This is a genomic window from Reichenbachiella sp. (assembly GCF_039969095.1).
GTDB lineage: Bacteria > Bacteroidota > Bacteroidia > Cytophagales > Cyclobacteriaceae > Reichenbachiella.
The window spans coordinates 712834-732951 of record NZ_JBDVOL010000010.1; the positions used below are offsets into that span (position 1 = coordinate 712834).

Annotated in this window: 21 protein-coding genes; 11 read left to right on the forward strand and 10 right to left on the reverse strand. The window is 38.3% G+C overall.

Annotation, left to right across the window (positions count from 1 at the left end):
* Positions 1-114: 114 nt before the first annotated feature.
* The gene (locus ABJH98_RS06360; RefSeq protein ID WP_348306798.1) at positions 115-660 is read left to right on the forward strand and encodes a DinB family protein; all 546 of its coding nucleotides are present in this window, start codon (positions 115-117) and stop codon (positions 658-660) included.
* A gap of 235 nt (positions 661-895) precedes the next feature.
* Positions 896-1330, forward strand: coding sequence for a hypothetical protein (locus ABJH98_RS06365; RefSeq protein ID WP_348306799.1), 435 nt, complete (start codon positions 896-898; stop codon positions 1328-1330).
* Here ABJH98_RS06365 and ABJH98_RS06370 read toward each other — a convergent pair.
* The 3 genes from ABJH98_RS06370 to ABJH98_RS06380 are packed head-to-tail and all read right to left on the reverse strand — an operon-like array spanning position 1327 to position 2940.
* Positions 1327-1755: a cytochrome c gene (locus ABJH98_RS06370; protein WP_348306800.1), complete on the reverse strand. Its 429-nt coding sequence runs from the start codon at positions 1753-1755 to the stop codon at positions 1327-1329. The two genes, ABJH98_RS06365 and ABJH98_RS06370, sit on opposite strands and share 4 nt — an antisense overlap.
* Positions 1755-2417 carry an SCO family protein gene (locus tag ABJH98_RS06375; RefSeq protein ID WP_348306801.1) on the reverse strand — a complete coding sequence of 221 codons (663 nt, stop codon included), beginning with the start codon at positions 2415-2417 and terminating at the stop codon, positions 1755-1757. The genes ABJH98_RS06370 and ABJH98_RS06375 overlap by 1 nt, the downstream gene beginning before the upstream one ends.
* Positions 2410-2940, reverse strand: a complete 531-nt coding sequence (locus ABJH98_RS06380; protein ID WP_348306802.1) for a CopD family protein — start codon at positions 2938-2940, stop codon at positions 2410-2412. The genes ABJH98_RS06375 and ABJH98_RS06380 overlap by 8 nt, the downstream gene beginning before the upstream one ends.
* A gap of 152 nt (positions 2941-3092) precedes the next feature.
* Between ABJH98_RS06380 and ABJH98_RS06385 the strand changes: the two genes are divergently transcribed.
* Positions 3093-3737: a Crp/Fnr family transcriptional regulator gene (locus ABJH98_RS06385; RefSeq protein WP_348306803.1), complete on the forward strand. Its 645-nt coding sequence runs from the start codon at positions 3093-3095 to the stop codon at positions 3735-3737.
* A gap of 6 nt (positions 3738-3743) precedes the next feature.
* Here the strand turns inward: ABJH98_RS06385 and topA are convergent, their stop codons facing one another.
* On the reverse strand, positions 3744-6275 hold the full coding sequence (gene topA, locus ABJH98_RS06390) for a type I DNA topoisomerase (protein ID WP_348306804.1): 2532 nt from the start codon (positions 6273-6275) through the stop codon (positions 3744-3746).
* Positions 6276-6390: 115 nt separating this feature from the next.
* Here topA and ABJH98_RS06395 point away from each other — a divergent pair, with 115 nt between their 5' ends.
* Positions 6391-6891: a histidine phosphatase family protein gene (locus tag ABJH98_RS06395; protein ID WP_348306805.1), complete on the forward strand. Its 501-nt coding sequence runs from the start codon at positions 6391-6393 to the stop codon at positions 6889-6891.
* A 5-nt stretch (positions 6892-6896) separates the two neighbouring features.
* Positions 6897-7913, forward strand: a complete 1017-nt coding sequence (locus ABJH98_RS06400) for an agmatinase family protein (RefSeq protein ID WP_348306806.1) — start codon at positions 6897-6899, stop codon at positions 7911-7913.
* Position 7914: 1 nt separating this feature from the next.
* Here the strand turns inward: ABJH98_RS06400 and ABJH98_RS06405 are convergent, their stop codons facing one another.
* From ABJH98_RS06405 to der, 3 genes are all read right to left on the reverse strand, one after another.
* Positions 7915-8655: a hypothetical protein gene (locus ABJH98_RS06405; protein ID WP_348306807.1), complete on the reverse strand. Its 741-nt coding sequence runs from the start codon at positions 8653-8655 to the stop codon at positions 7915-7917.
* A 188-nt stretch (positions 8656-8843) separates the two neighbouring features.
* Positions 8844-9458: a SprT-like domain-containing protein gene (locus tag ABJH98_RS06410; RefSeq protein ID WP_348306808.1), complete on the reverse strand. Its 615-nt coding sequence runs from the start codon at positions 9456-9458 to the stop codon at positions 8844-8846.
* 2 nt (positions 9459-9460) lie between these two features.
* Positions 9461-10777, reverse strand: coding sequence for a ribosome biogenesis GTPase Der (der, locus tag ABJH98_RS06415; protein ID WP_348306809.1), 1317 nt, complete (start codon positions 10775-10777; stop codon positions 9461-9463).
* 309 nt (positions 10778-11086) lie between these two features.
* Between der and ligA the strand changes: the two genes are divergently transcribed.
* The 3 genes from ligA to dapA are packed head-to-tail and all read left to right on the forward strand — an operon-like array spanning position 11087 to position 14511.
* On the forward strand, positions 11087-13096 hold the full coding sequence (ligA, locus tag ABJH98_RS06420; RefSeq protein ID WP_348306810.1) for an NAD-dependent DNA ligase LigA: 2010 nt from the start codon (positions 11087-11089) through the stop codon (positions 13094-13096).
* Between the two features lie 10 nt (positions 13097-13106).
* The gene (locus tag ABJH98_RS06425) at positions 13107-13625 is read left to right on the forward strand and encodes a hypothetical protein (protein WP_348306811.1); all 519 of its coding nucleotides are present in this window, start codon (positions 13107-13109) and stop codon (positions 13623-13625) included.
* Positions 13618-14511, forward strand: a complete 894-nt coding sequence (gene dapA / locus ABJH98_RS06430; RefSeq protein WP_348306812.1) for a 4-hydroxy-tetrahydrodipicolinate synthase — start codon at positions 13618-13620, stop codon at positions 14509-14511. The genes ABJH98_RS06425 and dapA overlap by 8 nt, the downstream gene beginning before the upstream one ends.
* A 33-nt stretch (positions 14512-14544) precedes the next feature.
* Here the strand turns inward: dapA and ABJH98_RS06435 are convergent, their stop codons facing one another.
* Together ABJH98_RS06435 and ABJH98_RS06440 are read right to left on the reverse strand one after the other, a co-directional pair.
* Positions 14545-14721, reverse strand: a complete 177-nt coding sequence (locus ABJH98_RS06435) for a histone H1 (RefSeq protein ID WP_348178874.1) — start codon at positions 14719-14721, stop codon at positions 14545-14547.
* Positions 14722-14827: 106 nt separating this feature from the next.
* Complete coding sequence (locus ABJH98_RS06440) at positions 14828-16075, reverse strand: pyridoxal phosphate-dependent aminotransferase family protein (protein WP_348306813.1); 1248 nt, start codon at positions 16073-16075, stop codon at positions 14828-14830.
* 169 nt (positions 16076-16244) lie between these two features.
* Between ABJH98_RS06440 and ABJH98_RS06445 the strand changes: the two genes are divergently transcribed.
* The 3 genes from ABJH98_RS06445 to ABJH98_RS06455 are packed head-to-tail and all read left to right on the forward strand — an operon-like array spanning position 16245 to position 19601.
* A complete protein-coding gene (locus ABJH98_RS06445) occupies positions 16245-17732 on the forward strand; it encodes an acetyl-CoA carboxylase biotin carboxylase subunit (RefSeq protein ID WP_348306814.1) in 1488 nt (495 codons plus the stop codon).
* A 17-nt stretch (positions 17733-17749) separates the two neighbouring features.
* Entirely contained in the window at positions 17750-19051 is a 1302-nt protein-coding gene (locus tag ABJH98_RS06450) for a DUF1015 domain-containing protein (protein ID WP_348306815.1), read from the forward strand.
* Entirely contained in the window at positions 19026-19601 is a 576-nt protein-coding gene (locus ABJH98_RS06455) for a Maf family nucleotide pyrophosphatase (protein WP_348306816.1), read from the forward strand. The genes ABJH98_RS06450 and ABJH98_RS06455 overlap by 26 nt, the downstream gene beginning before the upstream one ends.
* Here ABJH98_RS06455 and ABJH98_RS06460 read toward each other — a convergent pair.
* Entirely contained in the window at positions 19598-20047 is a 450-nt protein-coding gene (locus ABJH98_RS06460) for a hypothetical protein (RefSeq protein WP_348306817.1), read from the reverse strand. The two genes, ABJH98_RS06455 and ABJH98_RS06460, sit on opposite strands and share 4 nt — an antisense overlap.
* Between the last annotated feature and the right edge of the window lie 71 nt (positions 20048-20118).

Sequence of the window (20118 nt, forward strand, 5' to 3'; positions counted from 1 at the left end):
ATCAGATTACGTATGGTATTTGAAAAATACAAATATTACAGGCCTTTGAAATGAACTTTGACGCATATTAAAAAAGGTACTAAAGGATTTACTCTAAATTTTTAAATTTCTCTTATGATAGTTCGAAATGATATATTAGCTGCTTTTGATTTGTTTGAGTTGAAACGAATTGAGCTTGAAAATAGACTTGATAATTTGAATCCTGAGTTGTTTTCTATTCCAGAAAAAGAAGGTAAATGGTCTGTCAATCAGGTATTAGCTCATTTATCTAATTCAGAATTTGGGACATTGAGATACATCCAAAAGAAAATGCAAGGGTTGGACGATGTTGGTGTGAAAAACATCTCGTCTTCTGTTCGTTCAAAACTGCTGAAATGGTTGCTTGATTCACCTCTCAGATATAAAATGCCAAAACAATTGCCTGAACCTTCTACCGAAATAACTTTTGAAGAGTTGAAAATGCAGTTTGAAAAGAATAGAGCATCAATAAAAGAATTAATCGAAACTTTTCCTGAAGAGTCAATTGATAAATTGATATTCAAACACCCATTTGCTGGCAGATTTTCTCTGCTTCAGACTATTGCTTTTCTAGAAGATCATTACAATCATCATGTAAAACAGATAGATCGAATTTTGGCATCGGTTGAGAATAGGGGGTAAATGGAAAAATTTAATTATGATGCTGCTTTTTAAGGATAGTCTTGTACCTATAATAGCAAACACCCAATATACTTACTGAAAAAAATAAGAGAATAGAAACCATAGCTAGTAATTTTTAATTCTTACTAAAGATACAAATAAAAGAGGCCTAATCAAAATATGAATTGTTAGGTGCGATTATCCACTTGGAGGCTATGATTTTTTTACCTTTGTCATTATTTAACTATTAGAACAGATGATTAATAAAATATATAGTTCATTCTTCTTAATTGTATTAGCATTCACAATAGTGGCTTGTAATTCAGATAAGAAAGAGCAACAAACCTTGTTTGAGCAAGTGATGCTCGTGCACGACGAGGTAATGCCAAAAATGGGAAACCTTAGAGCTTTAGCCTCAGAACTTTCAGGAAAAGCGGATTCTCTTGCTCTAGATTCTCTGAATGATAATTCCTCTGAGATACAGCAACTGAGAAACCTTTCGAAAAACTTGAAAGATGCCAATGAAGGAATGATGGAATGGATGAGACAATTTGAACAGCTCAGGGAAGGAACACCACATGGAGAAGTAATGGAGTATCTCAATGAGCAACGCAAAAGCATTCAAAAAGTGAGAGAAGATATGCTCAACTCAAAAGATGAGGCAGAAAAATACATGCTGAACTTTAATTAGTTATTGCATTTTTTTAATGCTTTGTTTACTTCTGATGTGGTGACCATACCAAAATCATTTCCCCAAGAATTGCTTATGTAAGTCATGATTTCTGCGATTTCGAGCGGAGTGAGTCTTGGATTGTTCGGCATTATCCCATCGTAAAGGGTATCGTTGACCGTAAGAGGGCCTTGCAATCCATGTTTAATTCCACAAATAGCCACTTCCTGTTGTTTTGAAATGAAATCAGTGGTAAGGGGAGGGATCAATTTGCCTAATCCTGAACCATCTTTTTGGTGACAGTTGAGGCAATGGGAAATGTATAATTGCTCTCCTTGGAATTTATACTGATTAAATTTGATTGCTTGGTTTCCGGAGTATTTATTGTCAGGTCTGCAGCTTAAAATAAAAAAGCTAATTGCAGCTACGATAATCTTAAATCTCATTACTTTTTGTCAGACACTTCTTTGAGTAATAAATCGATATCCGATAGCAGAATGTCTACTTGTTCTGGCATGGTGCCGTCATAAACGCCGCGAATCCTTCTTTCATCGTCGATAAGTAAAAAAGCACCACTATGGATGTACCCTCCTGGAGCATCGTCGTCTTCACCAGCTGTTACCATATAACTTTTTTCTCCCAATTTGTAGATTTCATCTTCATCGCCTGTGACGAAGTGCCATTTAGAACTTTCAACACCAAGTGCTTCTGCATATTCATTAAGTACTTGTACATTGTCAAAAGTTGGGTCTATTGTATGAGACAGCAGGGCTACCTGAGAGGTGTTTTTAAATTTATCATACACACGAAGCATTTGTTTTTTCATTTTTGGACAAATGGTAGGGCAGGACGTAAAGAAAAAATCAGAGATATAGATTTGGTTTTTGAAAGTCGCATTAGTAATTAATGTGCTGTCTTGATCATAGAAAGCGAAGTCTGCAATCATATGATCCAAAGTATCCATCACTATTTTGCCTTCCACTTCTTTTTCTACAATTTTTTTCCTCCCCATGATTGGTAATTCATTTTTGCCGTAAGGTTGGCTACAATAGGTAGTCAGGATGGCAATTGAGAATAAAAGAAGAGAGGATAATGTATTTTTAATCATTTCTAAGTTTTTTATAAATCTTGATCCCAAGCATTAACATCATACCAATTACAAAAATACCTACCACTCCCCAAATCCAGCTCAACGTGTTTTTGAGGACCACAATAAATACTATAGCAAAGAGTAATAAAGTGGCTACCTCATTCCAGATACGAAGTTTGGTGGAAGAATACTTAAATATGCCATGTTTCATTTGAGAGAATAATTTCTGACAAATGAAATGGTAAAGAAAAAGCCCAAGTACAAATAATACCTTCAGGTGAAACCAAGGCATAGTCCAGAAGCCGCTTTCTATGGCCAGCCAGGTACCAACGATTAATGTAATGATGGCTGAAGGCCAAGCGATAATATACCAAAGCCTACTTTGCATTAAAAGAAACTGTTTTAGTAGAATCGATTGGTCAGGTTCTTCTTTTTGCGATGCTTCCGTAGTATAAATAAATAGCCTTACCATATAGAATAATCCGGCAAACCAGGTAACCACGAAAATGATGTGAAGGGATTTTAAATATAAGTAAGTCATCTTTTAAGATATAGGCAAATATATAAGCGTTGTAGATAATCTCAATGATTGACTGGAATTAAAGAGTATTTCTCTTTCAAGTGCTAGTAGTGGTAATTGATAATTGGGGTGTTAATGTATTTAGTTGGTCAAAATAAAAATACCTCAAGAATATGAAGAACAATGGATCAGATATACTTCTAGAGTATGGAGAAAGAATACTTTCTTCGAGCCAAATTGTCTATCAGAAAGATGATTATGTATTTAAGATAAACGAACCTTCAGATTTAATTTATTTTATTGAGAAGGGGAGTGTGAAATTGGCCAAAGAAGATGTTTCTGGACATGAAGTTGTAAAATCAATTCTGAGTGAAGGTAGCATTTTTGGAGAGATGGCTTTGGTAGAGGAGGATAAAAGGTCTGAATATGCTCGTGTCCTTTCGAATGACACCACGATTCGAGTGCTAGTCGTTAGAGAACTGCTAGATGCTGCTAAATCGGACCAATCTTTATTTATGAGAGTGTTGGGTCTGATGGGGCGTAAAATAGAGAAACTGGACAAGCGAATTGAGTCGATTACATCGAAAGACTCTCGAACTCGCATAGTTGAATTTTTAAAAGAATTGGCCGTTGAAAGTGGTCAGAAAGTAGGTTTTGAAACATTAATTCAAAACAACTTCACTCACAAAGATATTGCTAATCTGACTGGTACCTCTAGGCAAACAGTGACCACCACATTGAATCAACTCAAGGATAAGAACATCATTAATTTTGACAGAAGAAGGATACTGATCAGAGATGTGGATTTACTAGTCTAGCAAATCCTATTTCTTCTTAGCCTTGGTCTTTTTCTTCGTAGCGGCTTTTTTAGCTGGTGCTTTTTTCTTCTTAGCTGGTGCATTCTTCTCAATTATCGCCTGTACTTCATCTAAGCTTAATGCAGCTGCATCTACTGTTTTAGGAAGTTCAATTTTCACTTTTCCTTTTTTGATAACTGATCTTCCCCATCTTGCCTTTTCTACTACAATGCCTTCTTCTTCCCAATTGTGGATCACCTTGTCGATCTCTTTTTGGATTTTTTCCTTGATGAGTTCAATGATATCCTCCTCGCTTAAATTGTCAAAGTCATATCTTTTGTTCACATTGATGAACATGCCATTCCATTTGATGAATGGTCCAAATCGTCCCACGCCTTTTTGAACTGGAAGCTCATCGTAAAAAGCAACAGGAGCATCAGCTTTTTGCTTGGCTCGTATTAATTCGATGGCACGATCCAAACTTAATGTCATCGGATCTTCATCTTTTCCTAGAGAGATAAATTTATCATCATGTTTAACATAAGGGCCAAATCTTCCGATCGCGACCGTTACTATTTTACCTTCAAATTCGCCAATATCCCGCGGCAATTTGAAAAGTTCAAGTGCATCTTCCAGCGTCAGGCTCTCAAGGAATTGACCTTTTCTGAGGCTGGCATATTTAGGCTTTTCTGCATCTTCATCTTCGCTAGTTTCGCCCATTTGAACCATTGCACCGAATCTCCCCATTCGAGCGATAATTGGTTTTCCCGTTTCGGGATCGTTTCCTAGTTCTTGTACTTTGCCAATCTCTGAACGCTCTACTTGCTCCGTTTCTTCCACGGTTTTATGAAATCCTCCATAGAAGGATTCAATCATGGCATTCCAATTTTTTTGACCGTGAGCTATTTCATCGAATTCTTTTTCAACGTTAGCTGTAAAAGAGTAGTCAATGACATCCGGGAAGTAATCCACCAAAAAATCGTTGACGATCATAGCGATATTGGTAGGAAATAATTTATTTTTTTCAGCTCCTGTGATTTCAGATTTTTGAGTGCTGGTTACTTGATCATTTTTTAAGATAATTTCAGCATAATGTCTTTCATGACCATCTCGAGCCTCTTTCACCACATATTCTCTTTTTTGAATAGTGGAAATGGTCGGCGCATAGGTAGAAGGACGACCAATACCCATCTCTTCCAATTTTTTCACTAAACTAGCTTCTGTGTATCTAGCTGCATGTCTGCTAAACCCTTCTCGAGCCTTCATCTGGTTTAAGTCAAGCGTTTGACCAATTTCCAATGGAGGCAGCATGCTTTTGTTTTCCTCTTCTTCATTTTCATCATCCGTTGATTCTGTATAGACTTTTAAAAATCCTTCGAATTTGACTACTTCACCAGAAGCGGTTAAATTTTCTTTTCTTGATGAAATGTTTATCGTGGCAACTGTTTTTTCGATTTCAGCATCTGCCATTTGAGAAGCGATGGCTCGCTTCCAAATTAATTCATATAATCTTCTTTCGCTATCGTCATTTCCAGCGTGTCTTTCAGAAAAATTTGTTGGTCTAATAGCTTCGTGAGCTTCTTGTGCAGAAGCATTCTTGGTTTTGAATTTTCTGGTTTTCACGAAGTTGTCTCCATAACTCGATGAAATTTCTTTTTTTGCACCTGAAATTGCTTCGTCAGACAAGTTCAATGAGTCTGTTCTCATGTAAGAGATCTTACCCGCTTCATAGAGCTTTTGTGCTACGCTCATCGTACGTGAAACAGAAAACCCAATTTTCCTACTCGCTTCTTGTTGCAGGGTAGAAGTGGTAAACGGAGGCGCAGGAGTTTTTTTACCAGGTTTCTTTTCTAAATTTTGAATGTCATATGACGCACCAACACAATCATTGACGAAAGACTCAGCCTCTTCCTTTGTCTTGAATTTAGAGGGGAGTTCAGCATTTAATATTTTGCCTTTTTCTAATGAGAATTCTGCCGTTATTTTGAATGAGGAGATAGCAGTATGAGAATCTATTTCTCTTTCTCGGTCTACAACTAACCTTACAGCAACAGACTGAACTCTTCCAGCAGATAAACCAGTTTTAATTTTCTTCCAAAGAATTGGCGATAGCTCAAAACCAACCAAACGGTCCAAAACTCGACGCGCTTGTTGTGCATTCACCAAATCCACATTTAGTGATCTTGGATTATTGATGGCATTACTAATGGCATTTTTTGTAATCTCATGGAAGACAATCCTCTTGGTTTTGGATTCATCCAATTTTAATGCCTCTTGTAAGTGCCAAGAAATGGCTTCTCCTTCGCGGTCATCATCACTTGCTAGATAGATCGTCTCGGCGTTCTTGGCTAATTTCTTCAAGTCTCTGATGACATCCTTTTTATCTTTAGAGACTTCGTAGGTAGGCAGAAATCCATTTTCTATGTCAATGGCATTGTTTCCCTTCTGTAGGTCTCTGACATGGCCATAGCTCGATGCTACTTTATAGTCTTTACCTAAGTACCCCTCAATCGTTTTCGCCTTGGCAGGCGACTCTACTATTACCAGATTCTTCGACATAGAATTTGAAATTAATTTCTAAAAGCGTCAAAGATGAATAAAAAAAATTGATTTTAGCAAATACGAAATTTAGATTTCTAAATAAATTACCTAATTGTATGAAGGATTACATCAGATGAACAAAGAACTTTTTCTAGTCAGGCACGCAGAGGCGGACTCAACTAATTTTGATATCAAGGATATCGAAAGACCACTCACTTCGGATGGAGAGATAGATGCTTCTAAATTGGGTAAAATGATGGCTGAATTGCTTGGTACTCCAGATTTGATCATTTCTAGTACGGCTATTAGAACCAGAACTACTACGGCCTTGATAGGTGAGCAATTGGGGTATGATCCAGTAAATGTGGACTATCTGGAGGACCTTTATGAGTCATCCACACGCATCTTACTTCGAGTGATCAATGAGCTAGAGGATAAAAATAATAAAGTGGTGATTGTCGCACACAATCCTGCTATTACCTACTTGGCCGAGTATGTGAGCGGAGCGGTCATTGGAAATGTTTCGCCAGCAGGATTGGTTCATTTAAAGTTCGATGGGTCTTGGGCTGAAATTTCAGAGAAGACGATGGATTTGGTGAAATACCACAAACCAGTTCGTCCAGCTCAGATCTGATTCCAATGGCTAACTCTTCCAACTACGATCCTAGCGCAGTAGGAGTCAAAGGATCGATTTTCGGTTTACCTTTTACAGAAGATGATTCTTCTATTGTCATTCTTCCCGTGCCTTGGGATGCGACAGTTTCTTATTCTGCCGGTACAGCTGACGGCCCTCAAGCTATTCTTGATGCATCTGCACAACTGGATCTAGAGGTAGTAGGGAAAGAGGCACCTTGGAAGCAGGGGATTTGGATGGCTCCGATAGATAAGATGGATAGAAGCAAGAGTCAAGATTTAAGACTTTTAGTGGAGCCGTATATAGAGGTACTTGAAGCTGGAGGCGATTATACTCAAGCTGCTGAAGTCATTGAGTCAGTGAACAGTGGGACTACTGGCCTTAAGAATCAAGTCAAAGTCAAAACCTTAAATTATATAAATAAAGGCAAAACCGTCGGCTTGCTAGGTGGCGATCATAGCTGTCCGCTGGGCTACCTGGAAGCGCTGAGTGAAAAACATGATGATTTTGGGATACTCCAAATTGACGCTCACATGGATTTGCGCAAGGCTTACGAAGGCTTTCAACATTCTCACGCCTCGATCATGTACAATGCCTTGCAGCTTCCTTCTATTTCTAAATTGGTGCAAGTAGGCATTCGCGACTTTTGCGAGGAGGAAATGGCTGTAGTCAAAGCAGACCCAAGAGTAATAGTTTATTTTGATCAGGAATTGAAATGGCAACAATTTGAAGGTACGACATGGCAATCCTTGTGTAAAGAAATGGTTGCTCAGTTGCCTGATAAGGTATATGTCAGTTTTGATATCGATGGGCTTCAGCCGTCGCTTTGTCCAGGGACTGGAACGCCTGTGCCAGGTGGTTTGGCGTATGAAGAAGCAGTATATCTGATCAATCAAGTCAAGTCCTCAGGTAGAGAAATAATAGGCTTCGATCTCTGTGAAGTAGCTCCGCAATCCGATGACAAAGAATGGAATGCCAATGTAGGAGCGAGGGTGTTGTATGCGCTTTGTGGGGTGGTTTGAGTTATTCGATTACTTCAACCAATTCAAATTTTAAAAGTTGATTTTTATAATTTTTAATGATCATTTTCACGAATCCATAATCGACGTTATACCAAAAATCGTGATAAGAATTTCCAAATTTAGCATATCCTATACTGCCTATATGCCATGCCTCAAGGTTGCCAATAGAAAGTTGGATAGAGTCTTTACTTATGACTTTATATTGGTTATTTATTTCTGAATTAGACCAATCTCCCCAGCCTTCATGGATGTTTAGATTCGATTCCCATTCCTTTCCTGTTTCTAATGGAAAATTAACCGAAGGAAAAGGAGCGATTTCTGTGAAATTGTATTGATTTTGTCGAATAGGATGCATCCAAGTAAGATTGCCATTTTCAATAATTCCTGTTGTTGTTTTCTCTTCCCAAGAATGAGTTAGTTGGCTATTTATATTGAATCTATCTATTTTATCAATTTGATTTTCCTTAAAATCGTATTGAATAACAATTTCATCCTGACTTTCGGGTTGATGTTCCCAATCTTTTCCAGTTGCCATAATCGAGATGTACTCATCAGAAATCAGATTGTAGTTTTCATCCCAATATTTAGCTTGATAGATGAATTGAGGACAAGGCTTGAATATCTGTCGTAGATTATTATTCTCAGATATGTCACTTGTGGAACAAGGAATACTTTCAAAGCTCTTGTTTTCAGAACAGCCTAATGCTATAAAAAGAAGGGTGAAAATCAGGTTGGTTTTCATGTATAATAAGTTATTTATCCACTAAATAAATCAATTCTTCGCTCTGTGGCAATTTTGAGGTGCTAGTTTCTAACAGCATAGATTTGATTGGTAGGTCTCCTTCGCACACTTGTTGTATGATCTGCCTGAATATACAGCAGCTGTGTCTTATAAGGATGCCGCAACAGGTGCGGCATGACGGGTTAAGCTTAATTCTTAAAAACCTGCACAGGAGCCGTTTCCGAAATCAAATATTTTCTCTGATTGCTGGTGAGCTCACAAAGACTTCGAGTACGGCGAACTTCTAGCTTTCTGTAGACCTTTTTGTTGAAAAGAAATTTACTTCCAGTTTCTACTTCTCGAAGTAGGAGACCACTTTTATTTTCGTCGTGATTACGGAGTGCAATAAACAAAGCCTTGTCCGATGTACTGGTCGCTTTTGGGTTCTTCATGTGCCTTGCTAAAGGTCCTAGTACATCCATGGGAAAGATGTCCTCTCGTAGCATAGGTAGCATCAGTTTTTTAAATTGAAGTTTCCACTCCTGTCCGTGTGGCGAAACACTTCGCTTGTGCTTTTCGAAAGTGAAAAGATGTGCTACTTCATGGATGTAAGTCACTAAGAAGGCATAGGGATTCAAATCGTGATTGACCGAGATCGTGTGCGACTCAGTGGTCGGATCAAACCTATAGTCTCCATATTTAGATTGCCGTTTTCGAGTAATTCGGAAATTGAATCCCAGCTCACTCCAAAGCGAGTAGCAATAATCCACTGCCTTTTCGGGCAAGTGGTTTTCAAACAATCGACGATGTTTGGCCTCTGACAATCTTATTTCTGTCTAAAGTAGATTTTGATTGGAACACCACGGAAATCAAAATGCGAACGTAACTTATTCGTTAAGAATCTTTCGTAAGGCTCCTTGATGTACTGTGGTAGGTTACAGAAGAAGGCAAATGAAGGTGTTCTCGTAGGTAGTTGTGTGACGTACTTGATTTTGATGTGCTTGCCTTTGAGTGCTGGTGGGGGATAGTGCTCGATTTCAGCTAGCATCGCATCATTGAGTTCAGAAGTTGTGATTCTTCTGGTTCTGTTGGTGTTTACTTCTATGGCTAATTCAATCGCTTGAAAAATTCTTTGTTTCTCAGTGACTGAGGTGAAAATAATTGGAATGTAAGAAAGGGGATTTCCTAATTTTTCTAGGATCTCTTTTTTGAAATTATCAGTCGATTTGTTGTCCTTGTTTTCGATCTTGTCCCATTTGTTGACCATGATCATGATGCCTTTCTTGTACTTATCAGCCAGGGTGATGATATTCATGTCCTGCGCTTCAAATCCTCTTTCTGCATCTATCATAACGATACACACATCGCTATCTTGAAGTGATTGAATCGCACGAAGTACAGAATAAAATTCGATGTCCTCTTTGACTTTGGATTTTTTCCTGATTCCGGCTGTATCTGTGAGAATAAAGTCCTTGCCGAAAAGTTTGTATCGCGTATTGATTGCGTCTCTGGTCGTACCTGCAATATCTGTGACTATAGATCTGTCCTTTCCCAGTAACGCATTCAAGAAAGATGATTTACCAGCATTTGGTCTACCTAGAATGGAGATTCTCGGCACACCTTCTTCTGGGTTCTCTACATCACTATCTTCGAAATGTTCAACTACAGCGTCCAGTAAGTCACCCGTTCCAGAACCACTGGTAGAAGCAATCACATGAATGTCGCTTTCTAGTCCAAGGCCATAAAATTCGTTGGACATCAAAGTCAAATCTGGATTGTCCGCTTTGTTGGCCACGACGAAAACAGGCTTTTTCAATTCCCTCAGGATATTGGCAAAGTCCTTGTCCATATCCGTCATGCCATCGTGGCAGTCCACCATAAAAAGAATGACGCTGGCTTCGTCTAAAGCTAGTTTTACCTGATCTCTGATGGCTTCTTCGAATATATCGTCAGAGCCAGTCACGTATCCGCCTGTGTCAATCACGGTAAAGTACTTGCCATTCCATTGGCCGAAGCCATAGTGACGATCACGCGTAACCCCACTTTCATCATCCATGATGGCTTTTTTTCTCTCGACAAGTCGGTTGAATAGAGTGGATTTACCTACGTTTGGGCGGCCTGTTATTGCTAATATATTCGACAAAGCGATTTGATTTTTTTGAAGTTGCAAATTTAGACATAATAAGGTATATCCGGCGATTCCTTGTGGATTTTCAATACTGAATCAGATATTATTCAGATGGAGTTTGAATTGTAATTTTTGATTGACAAATTTCGATTACTCAGGACATCTGAATTTTCAATTCTTGAATCGTAAATCTGAATTCGTCAATCCATTAACAATTATTATCAATTGAGTTAATATTTTAAAATAGATGTTTATAATTCAACATAACACGATTTGAAAAGCTAAAGTCTTTATAGATTTGTCATATTAGAATAGTGAAAATCCATGTCGGTAGAAGAGGCAAAAAAAGAAATAGCATCCCTTAGTGAACAGATCAATTATCATAACCAGAAATACTATCAGGAAAGTGTTTCTGAGATTTCAGATTATGACTTTGATCAGCTGCTAAACAGACTTATTCAGCTGGAAATCGAGTTTCCAGAACTTAAAAAATCCGACTCGCCTTCGCAGCGAGTGGGTGGTACGATCACTAAAAATTTTGAAACTGTTACGCACAAATATCCCATGCTCTCATTGGGGAATACCTATTCGTCAGAAGATTTGAAAGATTTCGATGCGAGAGTAAGCAAAGGATTGGAAGGAGAATCTTATGAATATGTTTGTGAGTTGAAGTTCGACGGTGTAGCCTTAAGTTTAACTTATGAGAATGGATCGTTGACCAGGGCGGTAACACGTGGTGATGGAACCAAAGGCGATAATGTGACGGCTAATGCTAAAACTATTCGATCCATACCAATGACTTTATCTGCGAATGATATTCCTGAAAATTTTGAAGTACGCGGTGAAGTTTTTATGCCCAATCATGTATTTGAGGAGCTGAATAAACAAAAAATAGCTGATGGAGAAGAGCCTTTGGCTAATCCCAGAAACACGGCTTCTGGTACGCTGAAAATGCAAGATTCAACGGTGGTCGCCTCGAGAAAATTGGATTGTTACTTATACAGTTTGATGACGGATCGCCATGCCGTCCCTACACATTCCGATGCCGTGGAATCATTAGCTAAATGGGGATTTAATGTTTCTCCGACTTATCAGAAATGTAAGAATATAGATGAAGTGCTAGCGTACATTTCTCTTTGGGAGGAGAAGCGCCATGAGTTGCCGGTTGAAACTGACGGCATAGTGATTAAGGTCAATAGTCTAAAACAACAGAATGACTTGGGATTTACAGCCAAAAATCCAAGGTGGGCGATTGCTTATAAGTACAAAGCAGAAAGTGCTACAACAAGATTGAATGGAGTAACCTATCAAGTGGGACGTACAGGGGCTGTTACCCCTGTGGCAGAGTTGGAACCTGTTTTGTTGGCTGGAACTACTGTGAAAAGAGCTTCTCTCCACAACGCCAATGAAATCCAAAGGCTTGGAGTCAGAATTGGAGATCAAGTCCATGTAGAAAAAGGAGGAGAGATCATTCCTAAAATTACTGGAGTTGATTTGGCCCTTCGACCAAAGGATTCACAGGAGTTGCGTTACATAGAATGCTGTCCTGAGTGCAAGACGCCGTTAGTCCGGTATGAAGGAGAGGCCAATCATTACTGTCCAAATATCGAAGGATGTCCACCCCAAATCAAAGGGCGAATTGAACATTTCATACATCGTAAAGCCATGGATATCGATTCTATGGGAGAACAGACGATTAAGGTTCTTTTTGAAAAAGGGTTACTCCAAGATATTTCAGATTTGTATGAGTTAAAATATGAAGACCTGATAGACCTAGAAGGTTTTCAGGACTTAAGTGTGAAGAATCTATTGAAAGGAATTGAAGAATCGAAACAGATTCCATTTGAGCAAGTGCTCTTTGGAATGGGCATTCGATTTGTTGGCAAAACTGTGGCGGAAAAACTGGCCATACATTTTAAAAATATGGATGCCTTGATGGCGGCAGACTTTGATGCATTAATAGCTGTACCAGAAATTGGTGATCGTATTGCTGAAAGTTTGATTCAGTATTTTTCTAAAGATGCGAATAGATCATTAGTTACCAAATTGAAAACTGCGGGACTTCATTTTGAAATCGACGAAAGTCAGTTTCAAACCAGTAGTGACGTACTTGGTGGAAAGTCTTTTGTGATATCTGGTGTGTTTGAAAAATATGGAAGAGATGAGCTCAAAGGAATTATAAAAGACCATGGAGGAAAAGTAGTAAGTTCTATCTCAGGAAAACTAGATTACCTTGTGGCTGGTGATAAAATGGGTCCGGCTAAGTTAGAAAAAGCTGAAAAACTCAATATCAATATCATCTCCGAATCTGACTTTGATCAGATGATCAACTGATACTTAAAATATGATTAGAAAATTACTTTTAAAAATTAAAACAGCTCTTGCACTAAAAAAGAATGACGCCATTCGTGTGTCTGATGCTTACAAGGAAGCTAAAAAGATAGGTTTGTTGTATAGTTTGGATGAGAATAGATCACAAGAATTAGTGGAGGAATTGATTGCAAAATTCGAATCGGATAAAAAACAAATTAGCAAGATGACCTTTGTGCCTGTGGCTGCTAAACTAAGTGATCCTGGATATGCCTATTTTAATGAGAAAGATTTAAATGCTAAAGGCAATTGGTCAAAGCATACTGTAAGCGAATTTAAGAATGAACCTTTTGATTTTTTGGTTAGTTTAGATTGGAATCAAAACAAATACACGCAAAATATTTTAGCAGGATCAAGAGCCAAATGCCGGGTAGGTAGATATGAAGAAGGTAAAGATCAATATTTTGAAATGATGATCAACCCAACTGATAATCAATATGCATCATACCTGGAGCAAGTATATCACTATTTAACAAATGTAAGAAATGGATAAGTTTAGAGGAACTGGTGTGGCGTTGGTGACGCCATTTATGGATGACCTGAGTGTGGATTTTGATGCACTCGAACAATTGGTCAATCATGTGAGTGAAGGTGGAGTTGACTACCTAGTGGTCATGGGTACTACAGCAGAATCTCCTACATTGACAGGAAAAGAGAAGTTGGAAGTATTGAAATTTGTAAAGTCAAAAAACACAAAAAACCTGCCCATCGTTTATGGATTGGGAGGAAATGATACACAGGCATTGGTTACTAAATTTAAGAATTTTGATACTGAAGTAGATGCTTTTCTAGTGGTTTGTCCTTTTTACAATAAGCCATCACAGCGAGGGCTGCAATTGCATTATGAAGCCATAGCAGATGTAGCTCCTAAGCCTATTATCCTTTACAACGTGCCGAAAAGAACGTCTGTGAATATGGTAACTAAGACAGTGATAGCGCTTGCTCAGCACCCAAATATTATAGGAATCAAGGAAGCTTCAGGAGATACAGTAGTTCAAGCTGAAGAAATTGCTAGAAAGATGCCTGATGATTTCATTCTAACTTCAGGTGATGATGATTTGATTACGCCTTTTATTAAGTGTGGCGGAATAGGAGTCATCTCAGTAATCGCTAATGCGCTTCCGGGACATACTTCTGACTTGGTAAATGCTGCTCTGGCAGGAGATTATTCAAGGTCAAAAGTAATGGCCAATGATATGGAAGACATGCTGAGACTTATATTTTCAGAAGGTAACCCATCAGGAGTGAAAGCCTTGTTGCAACAAATGGGTATTGGTAATGGAAAACTCAGACTTCCATTGGTAGAAGCTAGCGAAACACTTCGGACACAGATCGCAGAAGAATATAAAATATTGGACACAAAAAAAGGGATGATTTAGTCATCCCTTTTTTGTTTCTTATTAATCGTTAGATTAACCTTTGTTCTTGATATCTTGAACCTCGATTCTGATTTCTTGAGCAAGGTTTTTAAGGTCTTGCATTCCTTTTCTTACTCTAGTTCCAGCAGCCTGGTTCTTTTTGTCGTAGAATTTTTCGAAATCTCCCTCTAAAGAAGCGATAAGGTCTCTTACTTCATTAAATCTTTTCATATTATTTTACTATTTAAGGTTATTGAATATTAAACAAGAGTTGGCAATTTATACTAAAAAACCATAAATCAATGGCGTAGGCCATGTTTTTTAAATTTTTTTTAAGTTATGCCAATTGTGATATTTCTGCGTCCCTATATACACCTGCATCTAGCTTTTCTTTGATGGCTTCGAATACCGTAATGGTTTCTTTTACATCGTCTAAGCTGTGAGCAGCTGTAGGAATAATTCTTAGCATGATAACCCCCTTAGGTACAACAGGATACACAATCATTGAGCAGAATATGTTGTAGTTGTTTCTAAGATCTGTAATCATATTGGCAGCCTCTTTCCATCCACCGTTCAATAGAACTGGAGTAACAGGAGATTGAGTTTTACCTAAATTAAATCCTTTTTCTCTTAAACCAGATTGGATTGCATTTACAATCGTCCAAAGCTTATCTTTCATTTCTGGTCGAGTTCTCAATAGCTCTAGTCTCTTCAATGCACCTATTACTAAAGGCATTGGAAGCGATTTAGCGAAAATTTGAGATCGGACATTATATTTCAAGAATTCAATAACGTTTTTGCTACCAGCTACAAATGCCCCAATGCTTGCCATAGATTTTGCGAATGTAGAGAAGTAAAGATCAACGCCATCCTGACAATTTTGGTGTTCGCCAGTTCCAGCCCCAGTTTTACCCATAGTTCCAAATCCATGAGCATCATCAACTAATAGTCTAAATTCAAATTTCTTTTTAAGCTCAATTACACCAGCTAGGTCGCCCATACTGCCAGACATCCCGAATACACCTTCAGTGATGACTAAAACACCACCGCCATTTTCTTTGGCCAGCTTCTCTGCTCTAACTAATTGTTTCTCTAAGCTCTCCATGTCATTGTGGAGATAGACAAATCTTTTACCTACATGAAGTCTCAATCCATCAATAATCGATGCATGACATTCAGCATCGTAAACCACAACGTCTTTTCTGTTTACCACAGCATCAATAATAGACATAATGCCTTGATAACCGTAGTTAAGGAGCATACAAGACTCTTTTGATACAAAGTCTCCAAGCTCATTCTCCAACTGTTCGTGATATTTTGTGTTACCAGTCATCATTCTGGCACCCATTGGATAGGCTAGTCCCCAATCTTCCGTAGCTTTTGTATCAGCTTCTCTCACCTCTGGCATATTGCCGAGACCGAGGTAGTTATTCAAACTCCAAGTCAAGACTTCTTTACCTCTGAACTGCATACGAGGAGCTATTGGTCCTTCTAACTTCGGGAACATGTAGAAGTTAGTGTTATCCATGTCAGAGTGCTGACCTAGAGGACCTCTATCCTCATTAAATTTTTCAAATAAATCCATTAATTTGCTTTGATTTAATGCAACAATGCTGTTTTAAAAACGAGTGCAAAGTTAACATTTCTGTTAACATTTACGCAATATTATTTGATATTCCCGATTGCAATTTCTTTGCCAGATTTTAATCTATATTCGCTATTAGATTGAATTTTCGAACAATACTTTATCCCAAATGAAGAATATTAAGAAGATATTAATAGCCAATCGAGGAGAGATTGCTATCCGTGTAATTCGCTCAGCAAAAGAAATGGGAATAGCCACAGTAGCTATTTTCAGTGAAGCTGACCGCTTGGCTCCTCATGTGAAATTGGCTGATGAAGCGGTCTGTGTAGGCCCTGCTGCTTCTGCTCAATCTTATCTTGTGATTGATAATATTATCAAAGTATGCCATGATCTTAATGTAGATGCTGTACATCCTGGATATGGATTCCTTTCAGAAAATGCTGAGTTTGCCAGAAGGCTAAAAAAGGCAAATGTGATATTGATCGGACCTTCAGCAGAATCTATGGAAGTGATGGGAGATAAATTAGCCGCTAAAAAAGCAGTTGCCACTTATGACATTCCTATGGTACCCGGAATCAATGAGGCTATTGAGGACTTGGAAGTCGCAAGAAAGGTGGCTGACGAGATTGGCTATCCAGTACTCATCAAAGCCAGTGCTGGTGGTGGTGGAAAAGGAATGAGAGTAGTCGAAGCCGCCGACGGATTAGAAGAAGGAATGACTCGCGCGATCAGTGAAGCGAAGTCTGCTTTTGGAGATGGGTCCGTTTTTATTGAAAAATATATTGGATCACCTAGACACATAGAAGTACAAGTATTAGGTGACGAACATGGAAATATTCTTCATCTTTTCGAGAGAGAATGTAGTATTCAACGTCGACATCAAAAAGTAATAGAGGAAGCACCTTCTTCTATATTCAATGAAGAAAAAAGAAGAGCGATAGGAGAGACCGCTATCAATGTGGCCAAAGCATGCAATTATGTTGGAGCTGGGACCGTAGAATTTATTGTTGATGAAAATCATGACTTCTTCTTTTTGGAAATGAATACTCGTCTTCAGGTGGAGCATTGTGTGACAGAAGAGATTACAGGAATTGATTTAGTAAAAGAACAAATTAAAATTGCGAGAGGAGAGCAAATAAGTTTTGCACAAGAAGATTTGAAAATCAATGGTCATGCCTTGGAGGTTCGGGTTTATGCAGAAAACCCAAAGAATAACTTTCTTCCAGATATTGGTAAATTAATTACCTATAAAAGACCTCAGGGCCCAGGAGTTAGAGTGGACGATGGGTATGAAGAAGGCATGGATATTCCTATTTATTATGATCCCATGATCGGTAAGTTGATTGCCAAAGGAGCCACAAGGAAGGAGGCCATCGATCGAATGACCCGTGCGATTGATGAATTTCAAATCAATGGCATTGAAACCACCTTGTCATTTTGCAAATTTGCCATCAATCATGAGGCTTTTGTGAGCGGCGACTTTGATACCAAATTTGTTGAGAATCATTTTACTCCAGACATGCTTGATTCTGGTTCAGAAGATGAAGAAAAAATAGCTGCAGTAATGGCTGTGATGGCGTTGAATGAAACAAATCCGACTACAGCGAGTACAAATAAAAGTTCCAAACAATGGAAATCTAGAAATAGTTATCGTTAATTCTATTTAAGTGCTCAATGGCTGAAATCAAACCTTTTCGCGCTTGGCGTTACAATGAGAAATTAGGGGGAAATATTGATGAATTGACGTCTCCTCTTTTTGATGTGGTGTCTGAAAAGTACCGCGAGAAATTATATAAAAACGAATTCAATAGTATTCATATTTCTGTCCCGCTAGAAGGGCCTGATGGCGAATTATTGGATAGACGCATTGAAGATTGGAAATCAAAAGGAATTATTGTTCAAGATAAGACCCCGGCGATTTACGTCTATTATCAATTTTTTAAACTACCTGGAGAAAGTAAGGAATATTGCCGTAAGGGCTTCATTTGTAATATTAGACTTTACGATTGGGAAGAGGAAGTTTTGCTCAGACATGAAGATACGATGCCTCATTCAGTGGATGATCGTAAAAAGCTATTGGAGCATACTCAAATGCATGTAAGTCCGACTCATGGGCTGTATACGGACGCCAATCATCGTATTGAAAATTACATGGAAGAGGCTATCGTTGATCCTATTTATGATTGTGAAGATTATCAAGGAGTAAGGGATGTACTTGGGGTAATACATGATTATAAAATCATCCAGGAGATCATGGAATTGCTAAAAGATAAGCAAGTTATTTTAGCAGATGGTCATCACAGATATCAAGGGGCGTTGGCTTATTTACATGAACAACGTCATAAAAACCCTGCTCATACAGGTGATGAACCATATAATTTTCACACCATGTACCTGACCAATACCGAATCTGATGATTTGCGTATTTTCCCGACGCATCGTTTGATTCGAAAGGTAAAAAAGTTCAGCCCTGAGCAGTTTTTAGAGCAACTATCAGAGTTCTTTCATATTCGTTCTTTGGACAATGAAGAAGATGTGACTGAAGTGATTTCAGGAAAAAAATGGGCTTTTGGATTGATGATCGGAGATGAGGTTTACAAAATCCGTCTAAAGCAAGAGAAATACTATGAAATAGAATGGGAAATCCCTGAAGTACTCAAGCAATTGGATATTACGATTCTTCACTATTTTATCATGGAAAAAGTACTAGGGATAGTGAAAGAAAAGCAACCTAGTTCAAAAAAAATTAGGTTTGAGCGGAGTATGTCGACCTGCATTAAGAAAGCCATTTCAGGCAAGGTTCAGGCCGCTATCATTACCCAGGAAATCCCAATGCAGACAGTGAAGGATGTATGTTTTTCTGGTTTTACGTTGCCTCAAAAATCAACTTATTTTTATCCTAAAGTAATCTGTGGGTACTTGTTTGGATCAATTAAAACAGAAGATAATAATGCCAAAATTGATCGTAGCTTCTAATTCCGCCAGAAGGCAGCAACTGATGAAAGATGCTGGATTTGAATTTGATGTTCATGTATTAGATGTAGATGAGTCTTTAGAGAGTGGAATCCCCAACGAAGAAATTGCCGAGTTTTTAGCCGAAAAGAAAAACAAAGCTTACCGTGCCATTTTCAAAGATGAAGTTATTTTATCTTCAGATACAGTGGTTTTGTCAAATGGTACAATTTTAGGCAAACCAAGCGATGAAAAAGAAGCTTTTCTAATGATCGCTTCTATGTCTGGGAAATCACATGAAGTGGTATCAGGTGTATGTATATCAAGTCCTGATCATAAAGTGAGCTTTAGTGATGTGACTACCGTCAAATTTGAGGAACTATCACCAGCCGAAATAGAACATTATATAAAAAACTACCAGCCTTATGATAAAGCTGGTAGTTATGGTATTCAGGAGTGGTTAGGTATGATTGGCATCCAATCTATCCAAGGCTCCTTTTATAATGTCATGGGTTTACCGATCAATAAAGTGTATCAAGTGCTCAGATCGGATTTTGGTATATCTCCCTTCTAGTATCGGAACAATCGGCCTGCTTCTCCCCAAGGAATTCTTGAAAGCATCAATACCAGAGCAATCGAAAAGAATATCAGTTGAGCTTTAAATTTTTCTGGATCCGTTGCTGCCTTTTTTGCTTTCGCTTTTCCAATAGAAGCTGCAGCTATGGCTAGAATCATAACGAAAGCGTGTTCAACAGCCCAGAAACGAAGTGTTGCATTTTTCATTACAGATTCTGATCCACCAAATGCCGGATAGGCGAATGGGCTGATGAAATATAAGATAAGCCCTAATACGAATGTCAGGTGCAAGGTACCTACAAAGGCTGCAGCTAAACCCTTCTCTGATTTTCCATAAGCCAGGTTGCCATTCATTCCCATAAAAGATTTGTAGATATTGACTAGGGCTAAAGCCAATACTACCCATCTAAGCCAAGAATGTATAAATAATACTACTTCGTACATAATTTTGAATTTCTAGTGAAGTCACTAAGGTAATACAGACATAAAAAAACCCTGACGATTTCGACAGGGTT